Genomic DNA, 18,167 nt, shown 5'->3' with positions numbered 1-18,167 from the left:
TATTTTAAAATTCCGCTTGGGCTAAGCTAAGGTGGATGACGGCAGTCAGTCTCCTAAAGAGACGCGCCGGAGAGCGTCTACAGCTACAACCATAAAGCTTGTGGGTGCGATCGCGAGAAGTCGGTGAAAGAATAACCGATATTGACTAGATAGCAATTTTTAATCCTCTGCTGTTTCCTGGCATTAGAGATAGAGATGAATTCTGTTGAGGCAAAAAACTCCCAGTCGATTCAATATTCCCCTAGCAGTGTGTCCCGTGCCGAACGGGCGATGCGCTGTTCGCCCTTCCTCCTCCCTTTGTTTGCGGCGATGCGCTCAACCAGCGTTCCCCTGCAAGCGATCGCGGGTGCTTCAGGCGTCCAACACTCCTACACCCGCCATCCTGTGAGGGAACTAGGCGCAGAAAGTTCGCTGTTGTGGCTGATTCAGGTAGGCATTCTGCGGCGAGAGGTGGATGGTCAAGGAATCACCGATAGTTTTCGCCTCACCCCCTTGGGACGCCAATTAGTTGAAAAATGGGAACTTCAGGGTGGTTCCTGGCCTTCCCCCTCTCTTAGCGATCGCCTTTATAATGCCTTAAATCGTTGGTTCCGGTTGTTTTGAGGACTGAGGACTGAGTAAGAATTTTTCGCTGCCCCTCTGTTTTGTGCCTTTCTCCTGCTTCGTGCTTTTCTCCTGCTTGCCCGCTTGCCTGCTCTTCCCTATAACCCCAAACTATTAGAATGAAAGCGATTATGGTCGTGGGAACCACATCCCACGCAGGAAAATCTCTACTAACCGCAGCACTTTGCCGGATTCTATCTCGGCGCGGCTGGCGAGTGGCTCCCTTTAAAGCGCAGAATATGGCGCTGAATGCTTACGTAACGCCCACTGGAGGAGAAATTGGTTATGCCCAGGCAGTGCAAGCTTGGGCGGCGGGAGTAACGCCTTGGGTGGAGATGAACCCAATTTTACTTAAGCCCCAAGGGGACATGACTTCCCAGGTAATTATCAAGGGCAGATCCGTCGGGCAAGTGGGGGCTGCGGAGTACTACGAGCAGTATTTTGATATCGGTTGGCAGGCAATTGAAGAATCGCTGCAACGTCTTTCCGAAGAATTTGATTTATTGGTCTGTGAGGGAGCGGGTAGCCCAGCAGAGATTAACCTTAAGCACCGCGACATGGCGAATATGCGGGTAGCGAAGCATTTAAATGCCTCAACTTTGCTGGTCGTGGATATCGATCGGGGGGGTGCTTTTGCCCATGTGGTGGGGACTCTGGAGTTGCTGGAGAAGGAAGAACGGGCGTTGATTAAGGGGATTGTCATTAATAAATTCCGAGGACAGCGATCGCTCTTAGACTCCGGCATCACCTGGCTAGAAGAACGCACCGGCATTCCCGTTGCAGGTGTCATTCCCTGGATCGATCAAGCTTTGCCCGCCGAAGATTCCCTAGATTTGTTTGAGCGTCGCACGACCAAATCTCACAGCGATCTCACTATTGCCATCATCCGCCTTCCCCGGATTTCTAACTTCACCGATTTTGACCCCCTAGAAGCAGAATCCAGCGTTACGGTGAAATACATTAGCCCCAGAGAACCCTTGGGACATCCGGATGCCGTGATTATTCCAGGTTCCAAAACCACCATCGCTGACTTGATGCTGCTGCAAAAAACCGGCATGGCGCAGGCAATTCAAAATTACGCGGCAGCAGGCGGTACTATTCTGGGAATCTGCGGCGGTTTCCAGATGCTAGGCAAATTTTTAGCCGATCCTGAAGGAATTGAAGGTGAAACCGGACGTTACAAAGGTCTGGAATTGTTACCCGTAAAAACCGTAATTACCGCCCAAAAAATTGCCCGCCAACGACTCGTAACTTCTAACTATCCTCAAACTGGTTTACCCGTCGCCGGTTATGAAATCCATCAAGGGCGCACGCGGCTGTTGGATTCAGAGGAAGGAATGGGGCCATCCGGACACGCACCCAAGCAATACTCCTACAAAACCCTATTTGACGATCCGAGTTTAGGGATTGTCGATGCTACTCAATCCGTTGTGGGCACTTATCTCCACGGTCTTTTTGATAATGGCCCTTGGCGAAGAGCCTGGTTAAATCACCTACGGCAGCAACGGGGGCTTCCATCTCTCCCCACAGGCGTTGCCAACTACCGCGAACACCGAGAAACCATTCTGGATTCGCTGGCAGATACGGTGGAAGCTCACCTAGATTTAAACCCTATTTTGTCTTAAGGCATGGGTAATGGGTCATTGCTTTTCACCCATTACCCATTACCAAATACCCATTATCCATTACCAACTACTGATGAGCGTAAGTGTACTTTTTTTACCTGACGAGATTGCGGTTGACGCTGAGGTAGGAGAAGCGTTATTACAGGTAGCAGAACGGGCTGGGGTGTTCATTCCCACCGGGTGCCTGATGGGTTCGTGTCACGCCTGCGAAGTGGAGGTAGCGGACGGACATACCATCTGTGCTTGTATCACAGCAGTACCGGCAGGGTGCGAACAATTAACAATCAATCTCTACGTTGACCCCGCCTGGTAGCAAACTATACACAGGGTTGGGCCGTTAATGGAATATTTGCTTTACGGATTAGCAGTCTATGGGTTGCTAGTAGCGTGCCGCTACTTGATTTTTTTTCAGCGACTTTTAGGCTTGACTCTACAGTACATCGATTACGAAATTCGGAGCGGCGAGGAAATCCCTGCTTATATCAAAGATTTATTTGAGATTCCGTTACCAGAACTTGAAAAGCTAGGGTTTCAGTTCCATTCCTATTTCAGCTTTAATGACATTTACCTGGATGCCTCGAAAAGCTGGGGGATGGTGCTATACAACGAGGCATTTAAAACATTTGCAAATGTAAACATTCGTAGCCTACCGGAATCGGTGAGGCTGTTTACGATCGAGTTTCTTACGTTTTTTGAGGATGGTGTTCTGTTACACACGATGAATGGACAAGCTTACGGCGTGATTGGGAAAATACCCAATACCATTCTCCAAGATCCTTACGCGGTGGAAACCCAGGAACAGTGGCAAGTCCATCAAGACAAGCTTGAGCATTTGGCACTTACAAAAATGCCCCTCGCTATGTCATCAAAGACATTTATTGAGACATTGCGATCGCATCATGTCACCTACATAGACAGCTTGGTGAAATCAGGGCAGCTGTCACCGATTAAAGGAACGGAACTGCTAGAACTCAATCTCAGTGCTGCGATGAAAACAGCGATTAAGCTGGGGCGGGATAGCGGCAAGTATACAACTCTGGTCAAAAAGTGGACGCAAAAGGCAAAAACAGAACCCTATCGGTATGTGGAGATTCCTTCGGCGGTGGAAGTGGAGGGATTCCGCCGCATGGAACGAATCGAACGGGGACGTGCCAGAAAGGGGATAAAGTCGTGGTTGTTGCTTGGCAGTTTGGTCGTGTTTGCTATCTCGTTCACGCCATTTTTTGACTTGCAGACACTGCTGATTCTCGTCGGCGTCCTGTTTTTGCACGAACTAGGACACTTTTTGACAATGAGAGGATGCGGCTATAAAGATACGTCGATTTTCTTCTTGCCCTTATTTGGTGCTGCGGCTTCCGGACGCAAAGAAAATGCTACGATTCGGGAAAAATTTCTAGTTTTGCTGGCGGGGCCGGTTCCGGGAATAATCTTAGGAGTTGCGATCGCGCTGGCAATTCCCGATTCTCTCCAGCGTTCCTTAGGGTTGCAAGAGGTAATCAGCTTTCTGGTCATTATTAACTACTTCAATCTACTTCCTATCTTGCCCTTAGATGGAGGACGCATCCTAGATTTATTAATATTTTCTCGTCATCCCTATACCGATGTTTTGTTCAAACTTTTCGCAGTTGGGTTGCTAGTTTTTATCGGCATGAGTCCGGGGACTGGGATTTTCCTTTTCCTCGGATTTTTGATTGCATTTAGCATCCCTGCTAGCTTCCGTAGTGCCAAGATTCTCAAGATACTGCGGCGAGAACTGCCCCAATCAACTGACGATTCTGATAGCGTACTGATGGCTATTTTCCAGACGCTCAAAAAGTTAGGTTACGGTTCCCTACCGTTTGCTCAGAAGTACAGAATGGTCAAAGATATTGCCCAACGCTGTCGAGAATCCCATTCCAGTTGGGGAACCAGACTATTGTTGTTAGGCGTTTATCTGGTGTGTTTGTTTGGTGGTTTGATACTTGTAGGTATCAGCTTTGTACCAGTTCGTTAGCTATTTATCCGCAAAGTGAGATTCAGCTCTTAGATATCTCCCTTTTTAAGACGGGTTAGGCGGGAGCGTATCGGTTCTCATCGAAAAATCATATAAAGATCAACAGTAAGAGGGTGTAATGAATCAAGAACAACTCAACGTTGAAAGTATTGAAGAGGAACTTAGAAATTTTCCTCAGTATGATCTATTTAAATTTACCCTTGAGGAATGGAACAGAATTTTCGCAAGATTTACTGAATTTCTTGGTCATCAGAACGAGAAGATTAGAGAATTAGCGGTTGAGAAAATTGTTGCGGCTATTTGGTCAGAAAGTTCCCAGAAATACCGCCAAGATAACTTTGTACCGGAAGCGATCGCGCAACGCATCGCACCGATTTTAAGCGCGATCGCTTACCAAGAAAATCAAACACCCGGATTAGTTGAAGATTTTTGTTACAACGCTCAGCGCCTTCCCAGATATGACAATTATCACGAATTAATTCTCCAATGGCTAAACGATTTGGCAGAGAATAAACAGTGTGAATCCCTAAGTGCAGAAACAATTCTAACTTGCCAAATCCGCTTTGATTTTTATGGTTGTATTTGGAAAGAAGCTCAATTAAATTTACTCGCTGCTCTGGATCATCCTCACCCTTCAGTTCGAGCTTCTGCTGCACAGAAAATCGGTGAATTTTATAAGGATGGCGATCCAGATATGCCGCCAATTAATGAAATTATGCAATTAATTAAAGACAAAGAAATAGAACGTCCTGGCATTGCTGGACCGTTTTTCTGGCCTATCAGTTTCGATTTTCAAAATATTCAGCAATCCTATGAAACGCAGATTGATGTTTGCCAATGGATATTGGATATTTTAGAAAATCGGAAATCTTCAGCGCCAAACTTAAAACTAAAACATTTCGGTGTAAGTATTGATTTTCAGGCTCACCAATTTCTTTGCCACAATCCATCCCACATTCAACACCTAATAAAAATAGGTAGATTTGACATTGCTGTAGCAGCTGCGACAGAGTGGCAAGGCAAAATCGAAGCGCTTGAATCTATTTTAATAGACTTAGGAAATACCAACGATCCGGAAACAGTACGCCTAGCCTCTTGGCATTTGGCATATTATTACCATCGCTTGCATCCGAAAGGCGAAGAGATGAATTTTGTCAAGCTCATTTCTGAACTAGCAGATATTGATATATTTCTGAATTTTTCCTCGGACTCAAAAACACCTTTTGCAGCAATTATTTATCCAAAAGACGATAATAAACTGATGAATAATCAGACAGCTTGGAGATGGATAAATAAAATTTTCCCGGAATCGGTTCGAGGCAAGGTAGTTCCAAGTACCTGGGATAATTACAACTTAGAAAATGAAGTGACTTATCGGTACCAATACGGTTGCATCCAGTTTCGGGGGTCTGTTGAGCAAAAAGAATGGCAAAATGTAACTATCGCAGATTATGGTAATTTCTGGAACCCTATCAAGCTACTTGAGCTACCCAACTAAGATTTAGCTTGAGAGTTAATCGCGTATTCTCGAAACCGATCCAAATCGGCTTGGATAGTGGATTCGACAACACGCCCTAGAAAAAGATTATCCATTAATCTGCCCAGCCAACCGGGAATGCCGTAAGCCACCGTTAGTTTAACAATGCTACTGCCGTGTCGGTCATAAAAGCGAATCGCACCCCGATTCGGCAATCCATCAACCGATTCCCATTGGATAATCTGGTTGGGCGCTTTTTTCACGATACGAGCAAGCCAGGTAAATTCTAAGCCACCTGTAGCCAGTTTCCAGCGTGACAAGTTTGGGTCATTATCCAGAACTGTAACCGAGTCAATCCACTTCATCCACCGAGGCATTTGCTCCAGATCGGACCAGAGGTTCCACACCTCGTCAATGGGAACCGGCACCTCTACCTGCACGCTATGCTCTAGCCACTCAGCCATTTACTTCTTTTTTCCTTCGCACTATGCAGCGTTTTTTCGGTTTATTCCCCTAAACTGCCGACAACTGGCTCTTACCCTTTATTTCCTGTACATTTTCTAAAATCGCCTTTGCTGCCTGACGCCCAGACAGCGTTGCCCCCTCCATACTATCGATGTAATCTTGCTGAGTATAGCTACCCGCAAGGAAGAAATTGGCGATTGGCGTCTTCTGAGGAGGACGATAGGGGTCCATGCCAGGGGCTTCGCGGTAGAGAGACTGAGCCAGCTTCACCACACTGTACCAAGTCATGTTCAAATCGCGGGAGGAAGGGAATAGCTCGTGTACTTGCTTGAGGACGTGTTGAGCGATCGCTTCGTTACTTTCCTTGATAAACGGATCTCCCGGCGTCAGCACCAACTGCAACAGCGAACCTTGTCCCTCTCGGTAATAATCAGAGGGACTCGTTAAAGCTAAATCTGCAAAGCAGGAAAAGTCGGCATCCGCTGTATAAAGCAGATTATCAATTCCGGCAGCATGATGCACTTGGTGTCTTTCTTCGGCATCGTGCAACTCAGTCACCCAGCCATCAAACCGCAGCTGCACTGTCGCGACGGGCACTGTATCCAGCTTATAAATATTGTCAAATTCCGACCATTGACGCCACGCTTGCGGCAAAACGCGCTGAATTCCGGGCACGTCGCAGGCGCAGACATAAGCATCGGCGGTGATGGTTTCTTCAGTTTCGCCTTTAGCAATCAGTAAGCCAGTTACTCGCGTCTCATTGCCTTCGCCAGTATATTGAATTTCTCTTACCCGGCGACGAGTGTGAATTTTCGCGCCTCGGGCTTCTATGTATTCAATAATCGGCTTGTGCAGATACTCGGAGGGAGAACCTTCCAGCATTCGCAGCACCGATGCCTCGGTTCTAGCAGCAAACATCTGAAAGATGGTCAGCATACAACGAGCAGAAATATTTTCGCAATCAATGAATCCAAGTGCATATGCAATTGGGTTCCACATCCGCTTGATGCTACCATTACTGCCACCGTGACTGCGAAACCAATCGGCAAAGCTAATTTTATCGAGAGCGCGAATTGTTTTCATCGAACCCTCGAAGTCTACCAAGCCGCGCACGATGGTACTGCTGCCAAGGGCGATCGCATTCTGTACTTTATCCTGCAATGACAGCTGCGATGTTGTAAAAAATGCTTTTAATCCGTTGAAAGGCGCACCCGTGATGAAGCGAAAATCCAAGGCACCTGTGACGCCTCCTTGATTGATAAAGGTGTGGATATGTTCTTTCAGGCGCAAATTGTCACCTGCCCCCACCTTCTTCATCAATTCAAATAGCTGGTAGTAGTTCCCAAAAAAGACGTGCAATCCCATCTCAACGTGATTGCCGTCGGCATCCACCCAACTGCCGACCTTACCCCCCACAAACGGACGAGACTCAAAGATTTCGACTTCGCAACCGGCATCGACTAAATCGACTGCCGCTGCCATTCCAGCCAATCCTGCCCCGACGATTGCAACCCGCATGCCATCTGTCCTTCTCAATTTCTTTACAAAGTTTAACAGGTGACAGCAGAAGATTACCGATTTTCATCGCCTGGATTAAGGAATTGGGGATTGGCGATCGCTCACGGCGTCCCCATCTCCTCTAGCCCTTTGCCGCTTTACTCGAACTCAAACTGAGGCATCAGCTGGAGCATCCCCAATCCTAAATCTTTACTAGAGAGCGATCGCGCTTCAAATAAAGCCATCATGTCGCCTAGCTGAGGATTTCCCCTAGATGCGCCTTTTAGCCCCCTAGCCACAATCAAGCCGCAGTAGCCTTTGGTTTTCTTACAACGCTGATCCCATTTGCGACGAGCTTCGCTATGAATCGGATCGTCTTCTTGAAATTCACCAAACAGGTACATATTGCCATTTTCTGTTTGGAGAATTCCCAAGTCATAGCGATCGCCTTCAAAAGGATCTTCTCCCGGATTAAAGCAAATTCCCTTTAACCCTCCCGCGCTTTGGATTTGCTCAATCAATTCCTTTGCCTTGGGACGGGAAGTTTGAATCAAAACCACTGGCATTCCCTCTCCCGCCGCGATCGCTTCCTTCGCTTGATAGCAATCAACGGTTTTACGCAGCAACTCTACTTTCTCCCAAGTCATCATCCCCAAGCTGAGGAAAGAATCTTTGGGCACTAAGTCATCCCGCAGGGGCAGCATCATCTCTTCGAGATCGCTGTCTTCCTCCTCTGCCAACCCTGCCACCTCTGCCATGTCAAACAGTTCCGTCGCCACATCGGGAACCGTTGCCACCTTAACGGGAATCGATTTTTGCAGATCCGCCTCTAGCGGCGCGGCGATGCGGTAGCGTTTGCTCAAGGTAGGGAATTTCTCTGCTGCTAGCTGCCGATTGGATGCTCGGAAAAAGCGATGGAGGGCTTCGAGTGCCACGTAAACTGCGATCGCTTCTTCCTCATATAAAAAGGGTCGCATCCCCTCTAACGGATGCACATTTCCGAAATTGGGTTGAATTTCTGAAAGCGGCAAGTCAGCTAAATCAATGCCTTCGTCCTCTTCATCTTCGTCTAAGGAATCTTCAGCCTGCTCGAAGGTGACAAACAAGCAATCTTGCCCTAAAAATGCTTCTTCTAGCTCCTCAAAAGACTCTTTTGCCAAAACCGACGAGCGAAACCGTTTCAGAGAGTCCAGAGAGCGATACAACAAAATGCCGTACTCCATGCCCAGCATTCCCATCACCGAGGCGTACAGCGTCTCCACATCCCACTGATTTAGCTCAATTGAGATAATCTGGTGATCGGCAAGCAGTTCCCAAGGTGCATCGTCCCAAATCTCATAAGCTTTTTGCACCAGCAACTCGGCATATTCAGGCGGTAGTTTGGGGGGGCGAGTGCTGGTGATTTCTTGGAACCCGCGAAATAGTTCGTCAATCAGGGGCAGTTCTGGTACATAATCAACAGCAATGTCTAGATCCTGAAGAACACCCCGCAGGTAGAACTGAAGTTCTCTGTGTCGGACTACAATTTTCTGAGGACGGGATGGCTTGGCAGGGCTGTGGGGATGTTCCATTGCTCGCAGCAGGGCGCGAACAACGGCTTCCGGCCCAGTCTCGGAAGTTACGACATCCATCGCTCGAACCATTCCTTCGACGCCATCCACCCAAACAATGCATTCGCTGTCTGTCTGAGTATCCGACTCTAAGCTTTGCGCCATCCCAGCAGATAATCGACGGCGATCGCCTTCCCAGACGCTAGGAATTTGTTGTAAAGTTTGCAGCCGACGAGACGTGGAGCGAGTGAGAACAGACATAGACTATGCCAACTGGGGGAACAACACACCGTGCGCTTTGTAGATCCTCATTTTAAATACTAATCGCCTCTCTGCCGTCCTCCTCTAAACTAATGCTTGGCAGTGATGAAAGCACCACAATACAATCCTTGCGCGATCGCTCTATCTAACCCCAACGCCTAATCGTTAACATAAATAATAAAAAGCTTTTCGCTTCGCCGGTCTGCGGTTAAGTTAAGAATCTTCGATAAAATTGACCTAGTGGACTGGCTTCCTCAAGTCGTCTAGATAAAACACCAAATTAGGAGTCGAGAGCGCCATGACACAAGCTACTCAATCGCAAAAACGCGGCATCCAGTTAAGCGAATCTGCCCTCAAACACGTTCTCTCTCTGCGGGAGAAACAAGGCAAGGATCTGTGCCTGCGAGTTGGCGTCCGCCAAGGTGGCTGCTCTGGAATGTCGTACATGATGGATTTTGAAGAGCCTAGTCAAATTCGGGACAATGATGAAGTCTACGACTACGATGGCTTCAAAATTGTCTGCGATCCCAAGAGTATGCTATACCTCTATGGTCTGATGCTGGACTATAGCGATGCCATGATTGGCGGTGGTTTCCAATTTACAAACCCCAATGCTGCTCAAAGCTGTGGCTGCGGTAAGTCATTTGGAGTCTAAGTCATTTGCATTTGGTGTCTAAGTTCAAGCTTGGCTTACAGTTTGTAAAAACTTCTGATTGGAAAGCAGGTATCCCGCCTGCTTTCCAGATAAGGGTGGATTCAACCCCCCATGGCCCCGTAAAATAACGCATCCGGCGAAGAGAGCGTCGCTATCTAGCCCGCCATCCGCTACGCGATCGCTAACATCTTTCATCTTTCAGAAATGACCGAGCCAATTAACGACCTTTTTGACAATGGCCTAGAACGCTATAAAGCGGGAGAAGGCCCGGATACTTTGCTTCCTGTTTTCAAGGATATTTGCGATCGCGCCCCCAAACTTACTGCTGCCTGGATTTGTCTATCCTGGCTGTATCTATTAGACGATCAAGCCACTCTGGCCTACAAAGCCGCTCAAAAAGCTGTTAAGTTAAATCCCCAAGATCCCCAGGCTCACATTAACCTAGTTCTGGCGATGCTTGAAGAAGGGAAAACCGGCGTCCGGCAACACATTGAAGAGGCTCAGCGATCTCTGGCGATTAATCCAGAATTACGCCCCGATATCCAAGAAAGTATTGAGGATGGATTAGCGAGAAAACCCGACTGGAAGGGTTTAAATCGGGTAAAAAACTGGTTGTTTACCTAATTTGAAATTGTCCTCAGAATCCCTAACTTTGAAAGTAAAATATTGAAGAAGTTAGGGCTTTTCAGGATATAATTATTTAATTAAATCTGAATAATATGTTTTAAATAATGGAATATTAGCCGTTAGAAAAAAGCAAAACTATTCCATTATAAAAGTATACCATTTGTGGACGAAGAGGAAGATAAAATAGGTACAATGTTTTGTAAATCGCATTAATAAAACATAGTTAGATGCGCCGCTTAGAAACAAAAACAAAGCGCCCTCGCTATACTAATTTGGGATATCTAATCTCACGATCGCCCTGAGATTAGCACCGCATCAATCAATTCTTTTGTTTTAGTTCTTTTTTTTGAGATTTCCTCCATGTTGCCTTCAAGGACACCCTTAATCGGTCTCTCGGCAGATAAATTTCGCCATCCCTTAGATTTAGAAGCGACTAACGCCTTAAAACAACTACCGGGAATGGATATCCTGGTCAGAAATCTGCTTGGTCCCCTCGCAGAACAGTTTTTTTATTTGGAAAATATAGCGGCGGGCGTCCTCGTAGGCGAACAACAGCTGCCTCATCTGCATAAACTGCTGTTAGAAGCGTGCCAGATATTGGATTTGGAACCCCCCCAACTGTATGTCCGTTCCTCACCCACGCCAAACGCCTACACCTTTGCCATGCGAGGAAAGCAGCCATTTATTGTGTTGCACACCTCATTAATCGATTTGCTGACACCCGAAGAGATTCAGGCAGTCATCGCCCACGAACTGGGACACCTAAAATGCGAGCATGGAGTGTACCTAACACCCGTCAATATTATGGTGTTAGCAGCAGGATTAATTCCGACTTGGGGTGCAGCGATCGCTGAAACTTTGAGGGGACAGATGCTACAGTGGCTGCGATGTGCAGAATTTACTTGCGATCGCGCTGCACTTCTCGCCACTCAAGACTCTAAAGTCGTCAGTTCCGTCTTAATGAAACTGGCTGGAGGTTCACCCATTCTTGCGCCGCAGCTGAATCTGGAAGCCTTTTTAGATCAAGCCAGAGCTTACGACGATATCAGTAAAAATCAGCTGGGTGAAATGCTCAAACAAGCGCAGACAGCCCAACTCAGCCACCCAGTACCCGTCCTGCGGGCGCGGGAAATTGACCGTTGGGCTAGCAGTCAAGAATATCAAGCCTTGCTACAACAGCATTCGATAGGCTATAATAGTGAAGCTAAACCCAAGGGCGGGTGGCGAAATTGGTAGACGCATCAGACTCAAAATCTGACGATCGTGAGATCGTGAGAGTTCGATTCTCTCCCTGCCCACTCTTTACACAAGAGAACGACCATGACTCAACGACTCAAGCGGTGGGAATCTCCCCGCCGAGAGGGACGAAACGACAAAGGGAAAGGTGGCTCCGCTAGGGCGAGACAGATTAGAAAGCAACAGAAGATGTTGCGGAAGAAGCTAAAAGACCAGGGCGCATCTGAAAATAGTCAAGATTCGAGGAGAGGGAAGATTAACTTCCCTCTCTTTTTTTATGCATAATTCCAGTTAAGTTAGACCTTGAGAAATGGGAATCTCAATCCAAAACTCCGCTCCTTGTCCTGGTTTGGAGACACATTTTAAAGTGCCACCGTGCTTTTCCACCACAATTTGATAACTGATGGATAATCCCAGACCTGTACCTTTCCCTACAGGTTTAGTCGTAAAGAAGGGATCAAATAGGCGAGCTTTTACTGGCTCGGTCATCCCTGGGCCGTTATCAGCAATCCGAATCAAAACATAAGGGTCAGGAAGGGATTTCCCACGTCCCACTTCAGTCCGAATGGTAATGATTCTCGGTTCGGGCTGCGTTTCTAGGGCATCAATCCCATTGTTGAGCAGGTTCATAAACACTTGATTGAGCTGTCCCGCGTAGCATTCCACCAGCGGTAGATTGCCATACTCTTTAACAATTTCAATGCTGGGATAGTTGGGGGCGGCTCTCAGTCGGTTTTGCAAGATCAGGAGGGTGCTATCAATCCCTTCATGAATATCCACTGCCTTCATGGCGGCTTCATCCAAGCGCGAGAAATTCCGCAGCGACAGAACAATCTGACGGATGCGGTCAGTCCCCATCTTCATCGAACCCAGGATTTTCGGGAGGTCTTCTACCACAAAATCAAGGTCAATCGCCTCGATTTCATCTTGAATTTCCGGAACTGGATTGGGATAGTGCTGCTTGTAAAGCTGGAGGAGATTCAGTAAATCTTGGCTGTATTGATTTGCGTGGGTGAGGTTGCCGTGGATGAAGTTGACAGGATTGTTGATTTCGTGAGCAACACCAGCAACCATCTGACCGAGGCTGGACATTTTTTCACTTTGAATCAGATGACTTTGAGTTTGTTGCAACTGGTGCAAAGTTTGCTGTAGTTGGTGAGCTTTTTCTTGAGCTTGCTGTGCAGAGTCTTGAGCTTGCGTGTAGAGTTCGGCTTGGAAAAGCGCGATCGCGAGTTGGTCAGTTACCGCTTGCAGCAGTTCCACCTCCGAGCCACTCCAAGACCGAGAACCACGATGATGGATGCAACTGACCACACCAATCTCACCAGAAGGAGCTTGAATTGGCAGCGATAGGATAGCATTGTAGCCCGAAGCACTATAGAGTTCCTGTTCGGCTGGATCGCTGGCGTTTGCAAGATCGTCAACTTGGAGGATTTCCAAGTTGGTGAACTTCTGAGTTAGCGAACTTGCTGGGGCTGGGTATTGACCCAGCAAGCTAGGCAGGGTAGGTATCTTCGCTTCTTTTACCACTTCCCAGACTGGTTGTTCTGCTGATGGTCGATACCAAAGAAACAGGCATCGGTCAATCTGCAACAAATTGCGGATCTCCTGCACAGCCGTTCCTAATATGGTACTGACATCAAGGGAGTTCCTGATATCGCTGGACAAACGGTTGAGCAGTGCCTCGCGTTGAGCGAGTTGTCTAAATCGTGCTTCCGAGTGTCGCAACGCCTCCTCTGCCTGTAGGCGCTTAACACCTAATGCAATCTCGTCCGCTGCAAATTCTAGCGCCCCCAGCGTAGCTTCGGTAAGCGGTTTCCGGGCAAACATGGCGATAACCCCTAATATCTGGTTTTCGATAATCAGGGGATAACCAGCGAAGGAGATCAAGCCCTCTCTTTTTGCCCAATCTTTATCAGCAACACGAGGATCGTCAATCACAGAGTTGGTCAGGTGGGGCTGGCACTCTTGGGCAATTAGGCCGATCTTGAATTGACCAACGGGTACGCGGCTATGAGAGCCATTAAGGTGGGTATACATCCCCGCACTCGCTTGCAACTCCAATACATTCTCCTCTCTGTTAAGCGTCCATAGCCTTGCAAACGCGGCATCGAGATGTTGGACTACAGCCTCGGTGCAGCGTTGCAGTATCACCTGCAAGCGATCGCCCTGAGTCAGCGCAGTGTCTACATCCGCACGAAACGCGGCTAAGCAAGCTTTCTCTGCTAGCGCTTCTTCAGCGGCTTTGCGTTCGGTTACGTCCACACCAATGCCCCAAGTGGTCCAGCCGGGAATGGGGAATCCCTCGGAGATATTCGACCATGCTACTGTTTTGACACTTCCATCTTTAGCCGTGATTTCCCATTCCCAGTTACGGTAGTTATTGCCAAGTTCAGCCCATATGGTCAGCATTGATGTGCGATAGGCGGGATCTGGATACACCCACTCCAGTGCTTTGGGATTGCCAACAATTTCCGCAGCACTGTAGCCTGCAACCCTTTCGCACTCGCGGTTCCAGACAGTGATGTTTCCGTCTGCATCGAAGGCAGTCATCATAACTGGCATATTCTGAAGAATCTGGCGCAATTGTTCTTCCCGCTGCCGCAACGCCTCCTCTGCCTGTTTGCGATCGCTGATATTTTGCGTCAACGTCATCCCCGCAAAGATTTCTCCCTGCTGGTTGGTGACGGGCAGAATTTGCAACAGATAGGTGCGCTCGCCATAGGGGATTTCAGAAACCGTCATGGCACCAGCTAATGCTGCTTGATACATCGGTTCCACAGTTTCGCAGGTGTCTGGAGGAAAAACCTCCCATAGGGTTTTTCCTTCCATAAGTTCTTTGGAAAGCCCGATGGCGGCTAATTCGCTTCCATCTGCCAGCAGGTAGCGCAAGTCCTTATCAAATAAAGCCACCGAACCGTCGGGGAAATTTCGGGCAAGGGCGCGGTATAGTTCTTCGCTTTGTCGTAGGGCTTCTTCTTGTTGCTTGCGCTGGGTGATGTCTAGTCCTGTTCCAAATAGCTTGATGACCCGACCCTCAGAGTTGATAATCGGTTGCCCTTTGGAGAACATATATCCAATCGAACCATCAGGGCGCAAAGTGCGATTGTCGAATTCGTAGGGCTTGCCTTCAGTAATTGCTAGCTCAACTGCTTTTACAAAAACTTCCCGGTCATCCGGATAAATTTTTTGCACCAACTCTTCGTAAGTCGGTACGGGTTGGTTCGGCTCCATACCCCACACGCGGAATAGTTCCTCCGACCAAGCGATTTCTCCAGTCGCCAGATCGAATTCCCAACTGCCGATATGGGCAATTTTTTGAGCTTCTGCAAGTCTAGTTTCGCTTTGGCGGATGGCTTCCTCTGCCCGCTTAGCAGGAGTGATATCGCGGGCGATCGTAGAGAAAAATTCAACCTCCCCATTTTCTAATTTATGGCTCATCCATACCTGGGAGATAGGAACCTCTCTGCCATCCCGGTGCTGCAACGCTGATTCGCCACTCCAAATACCTTCTCTGACAACAGCCTGCCACCCTTCGTTCAGAATCCCGTCGATAACTGAAGCTGCCATAAAATCGGGGATATACATCGTTGTAATATCCTCATTCTCGCCAATTCCTATCATTTGGCGACCGGCCTTGTTGACGTATAAGGCGCGTCCTTCTGCATTGGCGATGCCTACGAAGTCAGGTGTTGCTTCTAAGATTGCGGTCAGTCTTGCCTGAGCTTTTTCTGCCTGTTTGCGCTCGGTAATGTCAGAAGATAAACCATCTATACGAATAGCTTTCCCGGTTTCATCGTAAATCACCCGGCTCTTGTCACGAACCCAACGAACTTCGCCATCGGGTCGGAGAATTCGGTACTCTATGTCACCGCTGCCCTCGACTATAACCTGACGGTTGTATTCAAAGGCGCGATCGCGATCTTCGGGGTGAATGCTATCAAACCACACTTGGGGGTTGTCAAAGAAATCTTGTCTTGGGCGTTGATAAACACTCTCGGTCGCTGGGTTGAGGTAAAGCACTTCAAAGGTGCTGGCTGAAACAGACCACACCACGTCTTTCAGCGAATTTAGGATGCTGTTGAGCCGCGACTCGCTTTCGCTCAGAGCTGCCTCGGCTTGCTTGCGATCTGTGATATCGGTGGACAGACCATCCATGCGGGTAGCAGTACCGTACTCGTCATAAATCATCCAGGCTCGACTGTAAACCCATCGCACTTCGCCATCGGGTCGGATAATTCGGTACTCCAGTTCACCATTGCCCTCTTGCATAACCCTGTGGTTATAGGCAAGGGCGAGTTCGCGATCTTCTGGATGAATAACCTCCAGCCAGAGGTTGGAGTTGTTGAAGAACTCCGAGTAAGACCGCCCATAAAACTTCTCAGCCACTGGGTTCATAAACAGCGTTTTATAGGTGGTGGCTGAAATAGACCACACCAAATCTTTAAGGCAATTTAGAATACTGTTGAGTCGTAACTCACTCTGTTGTAAAGCCGCTTCTACTTCCTTGCGCTCGGTGATGTCGTGCATCGCCACAACTGCACCTAGTTTTTTTCCCTGAGCATCAACGATCGCTTGTCCGCTAGCTAGTAAGGTGCGGATTTTTCCTTGCTTCGGGGCGATGATCATTTCTACTTCCCGAACCGTCTCTCCCCGAAACGCTCTAAACAACGGAATATCTTCCGTTTTCATCAGTGTTTTCCCATCAGGCAGATATAAATCGAAATGTTCAGCCCATTGCTCGGCAGGAAGAGCTTGTTCCGGCAACCCATGAAACTCTTGTGTCGCTCGATTAAATAGCGTTAAAACTCCATTGGCGTCACAAGCGACAATGCCGTCTGCCAAGTTATTGAGCAATGCATTTAAGAATTCTCTTTCTTTGTATAAAGCTTTCTCTGCCCGCTGGCGCTCAGTTATTTCGTCTTCTAGCTGCTGGAGGGTATGCCTTAATTGGGCGGTGCGTTCCTCGACTCGGATTTCGAGGGCTTCATTCGCCTGTTTGAGTGCTGACTCTGCTAACTTGCGATCGCTGATATCAACGAAGGTGACAACAGCCCCTTTGATTTCCTCTCCCTCAAAAATCGGATAAGCCGAATATTCGGCAGCAAAAGCAGCTCCATCCCGCCGCCATAGAACTTCGTTGTCGATTCGGCAACTGTTCCTGTTGCGAACAGCACAAAAAATCGGAGACTCAACACTGGGATAGAAGGAGCCATCGGGGCGACTGTGATGGATTAACTCGTGCATATCCTTGCCCATCACTTCATCCGGCTGGTATCCCAGCATCTGAGCCGCCGCTTTGTTGATGAAGGTACAACGTCCCTGTAAATCTATGCCGTAGATGCCTTCCCCGGTCGATTGCAGCAGCAATTGGATGTGATTAGCTAATTGCGATCGCTCTTGTTCGGTTCGGTGACGTTCGGTGATGTCTTTCATAAAACAGTGATGACCGATAAATCGCTGCTCTTGGTCGTAATCGCAGATCATCACCACTTGCTTATAAAAAATAGAGCCATCTTTACGGATGCCTCTCGTTTCAGCTTCTACCTTGCCATCCACCAACATTTTGTGGTAAGCAGCGATCAGCTTGTCGATCTCTTCCGGATGAACCGTTCGCTGCCATTCCATGCCAATCATTTCTTCAGGTTCGTAACCCGCTGCATTGGCGTAGGCTTTATTAACGGTAACGTAGCGCCCTTGAGTGTCTAGCCGGGAAATTCCTTCGACGGCATTCTCCAAGACAGCTCTTAAATTGAGGAGTTTTTCTTCAGCCGCTTTGCGATCGCTAATGTCACGAGCCACTGCATACAGCAAACCTTCTTCAGTGGAGACCGCAGAAGTCCATAATAGCCATTTATAGGAGCCGTCTTTGCATCGGTAGCGGTTCTCAAAAGAGATTGTTTCCGCGCCTGTAGCAAGCTTCTGCGCTTCGGTGATGGTTGCTTCCCAATCTTCCGGGTGAACCAACTCCATAAACGATTGGCTTAAGAGTTCTTCCTTCGTAAAACCCAGAGTTTTTTCCCAGGCAGGGTTCAGGTGCTTGAAGTAGCCATCAAGTCCGGCGATACAAAGCAGATCCAGCGAGAGATTGAAGAAACCCGCCTCTGCCCACTCGTATCCGTTTAGGCTCTTTCCTTTGTCGCGATTGTGAGTCAACACTTTGGTTTACTTCCTTCGT

The 18,167-nt window shown here is 48.0% G+C and carries 13 protein-coding genes and 1 tRNA gene; 10 read left to right on the top strand and 4 right to left on the bottom strand.

Annotated elements, in window-relative coordinates:
• Positions 1–195: 195 nt before the first annotated feature.
• The 5 genes from NDI34_RS12325 to NDI34_RS12305 all read left to right on the top strand — a co-directional run bounded on the left by NDI34_RS12325 (position 196) and on the right by NDI34_RS12305 (position 5,719).
• Positions 196–603 (top strand): Npun_F0494 family protein, encoded by a 408-nt coding sequence (locus tag NDI34_RS12325; protein ID WP_348232791.1) that lies wholly within the window; start codon positions 196–198, stop codon positions 601–603.
• Between the two features lie 119 nt (positions 604–722).
• Entirely contained in the window at positions 723–2,228 is a 1,506-nt protein-coding gene (gene cobQ / locus NDI34_RS12320; RefSeq protein WP_348232790.1) for a cobyric acid synthase CobQ, read from the top strand.
• Positions 2,229–2,301: 73 nt separating this feature from the next.
• Positions 2,302–2,541, top strand: coding sequence for a 2Fe-2S iron-sulfur cluster-binding protein (locus NDI34_RS12315; RefSeq protein WP_190410965.1), 240 nt, complete (start codon positions 2,302–2,304; stop codon positions 2,539–2,541).
• Positions 2,542–2,568: 27 nt separating this feature from the next.
• Positions 2,569–4,221, top strand: a complete 1,653-nt coding sequence (locus tag NDI34_RS12310; protein WP_348232789.1) for a site-2 protease family protein — start codon at positions 2,569–2,571, stop codon at positions 4,219–4,221.
• Between the two features lie 118 nt (positions 4,222–4,339).
• On the top strand, positions 4,340–5,719 hold the full coding sequence (locus NDI34_RS12305) for a hypothetical protein (protein WP_348232788.1): 1,380 nt from the start codon (positions 4,340–4,342) through the stop codon (positions 5,717–5,719).
• On the opposite strand, the gene NDI34_RS12300 is transcribed toward NDI34_RS12305, so the two are convergent.
• The 3 genes from NDI34_RS12300 to NDI34_RS12290 all read right to left on the bottom strand — a co-directional run bounded on the left by NDI34_RS12300 (position 5,716) and on the right by NDI34_RS12290 (position 9,471).
• Entirely contained in the window at positions 5,716–6,162 is a 447-nt protein-coding gene (locus tag NDI34_RS12300; RefSeq protein WP_348232787.1) for an SRPBCC family protein, read from the bottom strand. The two genes, NDI34_RS12305 and NDI34_RS12300, sit on opposite strands and share 4 nt — an antisense overlap.
• 49 nt (positions 6,163–6,211) lie before the next feature.
• The gene (gene zds, locus NDI34_RS12295) at positions 6,212–7,681 is read right to left on the bottom strand and encodes a 9,9'-di-cis-zeta-carotene desaturase (protein WP_190410962.1); all 1,470 of its coding nucleotides are present in this window, start codon (positions 7,679–7,681) and stop codon (positions 6,212–6,214) included.
• A gap of 137 nt (positions 7,682–7,818) precedes the next feature.
• Positions 7,819–9,471, bottom strand: coding sequence for a hypothetical protein (locus NDI34_RS12290; RefSeq protein WP_190410961.1), 1,653 nt, complete (start codon positions 9,469–9,471; stop codon positions 7,819–7,821).
• 298 nt (positions 9,472–9,769) lie between these two features.
• On the opposite strand from NDI34_RS12290, the gene NDI34_RS12285 reads away from it, so the two are divergent.
• The 5 genes from NDI34_RS12285 (at position 9,770) to NDI34_RS12265 (ending at position 12,274) form a co-directional block, all read left to right on the top strand.
• Complete coding sequence (locus NDI34_RS12285; protein ID WP_190410960.1) at positions 9,770–10,126, top strand: iron-sulfur cluster assembly accessory protein; 357 nt, start codon at positions 9,770–9,772, stop codon at positions 10,124–10,126.
• A 204-nt stretch (positions 10,127–10,330) separates the two neighbouring features.
• The gene (locus tag NDI34_RS12280; protein ID WP_190410958.1) at positions 10,331–10,750 is read left to right on the top strand and encodes a hypothetical protein; all 420 of its coding nucleotides are present in this window, start codon (positions 10,331–10,333) and stop codon (positions 10,748–10,750) included.
• 363 nt (positions 10,751–11,113) lie between these two features.
• Entirely contained in the window at positions 11,114–11,989 is an 876-nt protein-coding gene (locus tag NDI34_RS12275) for a M48 family metallopeptidase (RefSeq protein WP_190410957.1), read from the top strand.
• Positions 11,968–12,051, top strand: a tRNA-Leu gene (locus NDI34_RS12270). Before NDI34_RS12275 ends, NDI34_RS12270 begins: the two co-directional genes overlap by 22 nt.
• Before the next feature lie 22 nt (positions 12,052–12,073).
• Positions 12,074–12,274 carry a hypothetical protein gene (locus NDI34_RS12265; protein ID WP_348232786.1) on the top strand — a complete coding sequence of 67 codons (201 nt, stop codon included), beginning with the start codon at positions 12,074–12,076 and terminating at the stop codon, positions 12,272–12,274.
• 6 nt (positions 12,275–12,280) lie between these two features.
• On the opposite strand, the gene NDI34_RS12260 is transcribed toward NDI34_RS12265, so the two are convergent.
• Positions 12,281–18,148 (bottom strand): PAS domain S-box protein, encoded by a 5,868-nt coding sequence (locus NDI34_RS12260; RefSeq protein ID WP_348232785.1) that lies wholly within the window; start codon positions 18,146–18,148, stop codon positions 12,281–12,283.
• Positions 18,149–18,167: the final 19 nt, after the last annotated feature.

It is taken from the genome of Trichocoleus sp. DQ-U1 (assembly GCF_039961925.1).
Taxonomy (GTDB): Bacteria; Cyanobacteriota; Cyanobacteriia; order Cyanobacteriales; family FACHB-T130; genus FACHB-T130.
This window is presented reverse-complemented; position numbering and strand designations above follow the sequence as displayed.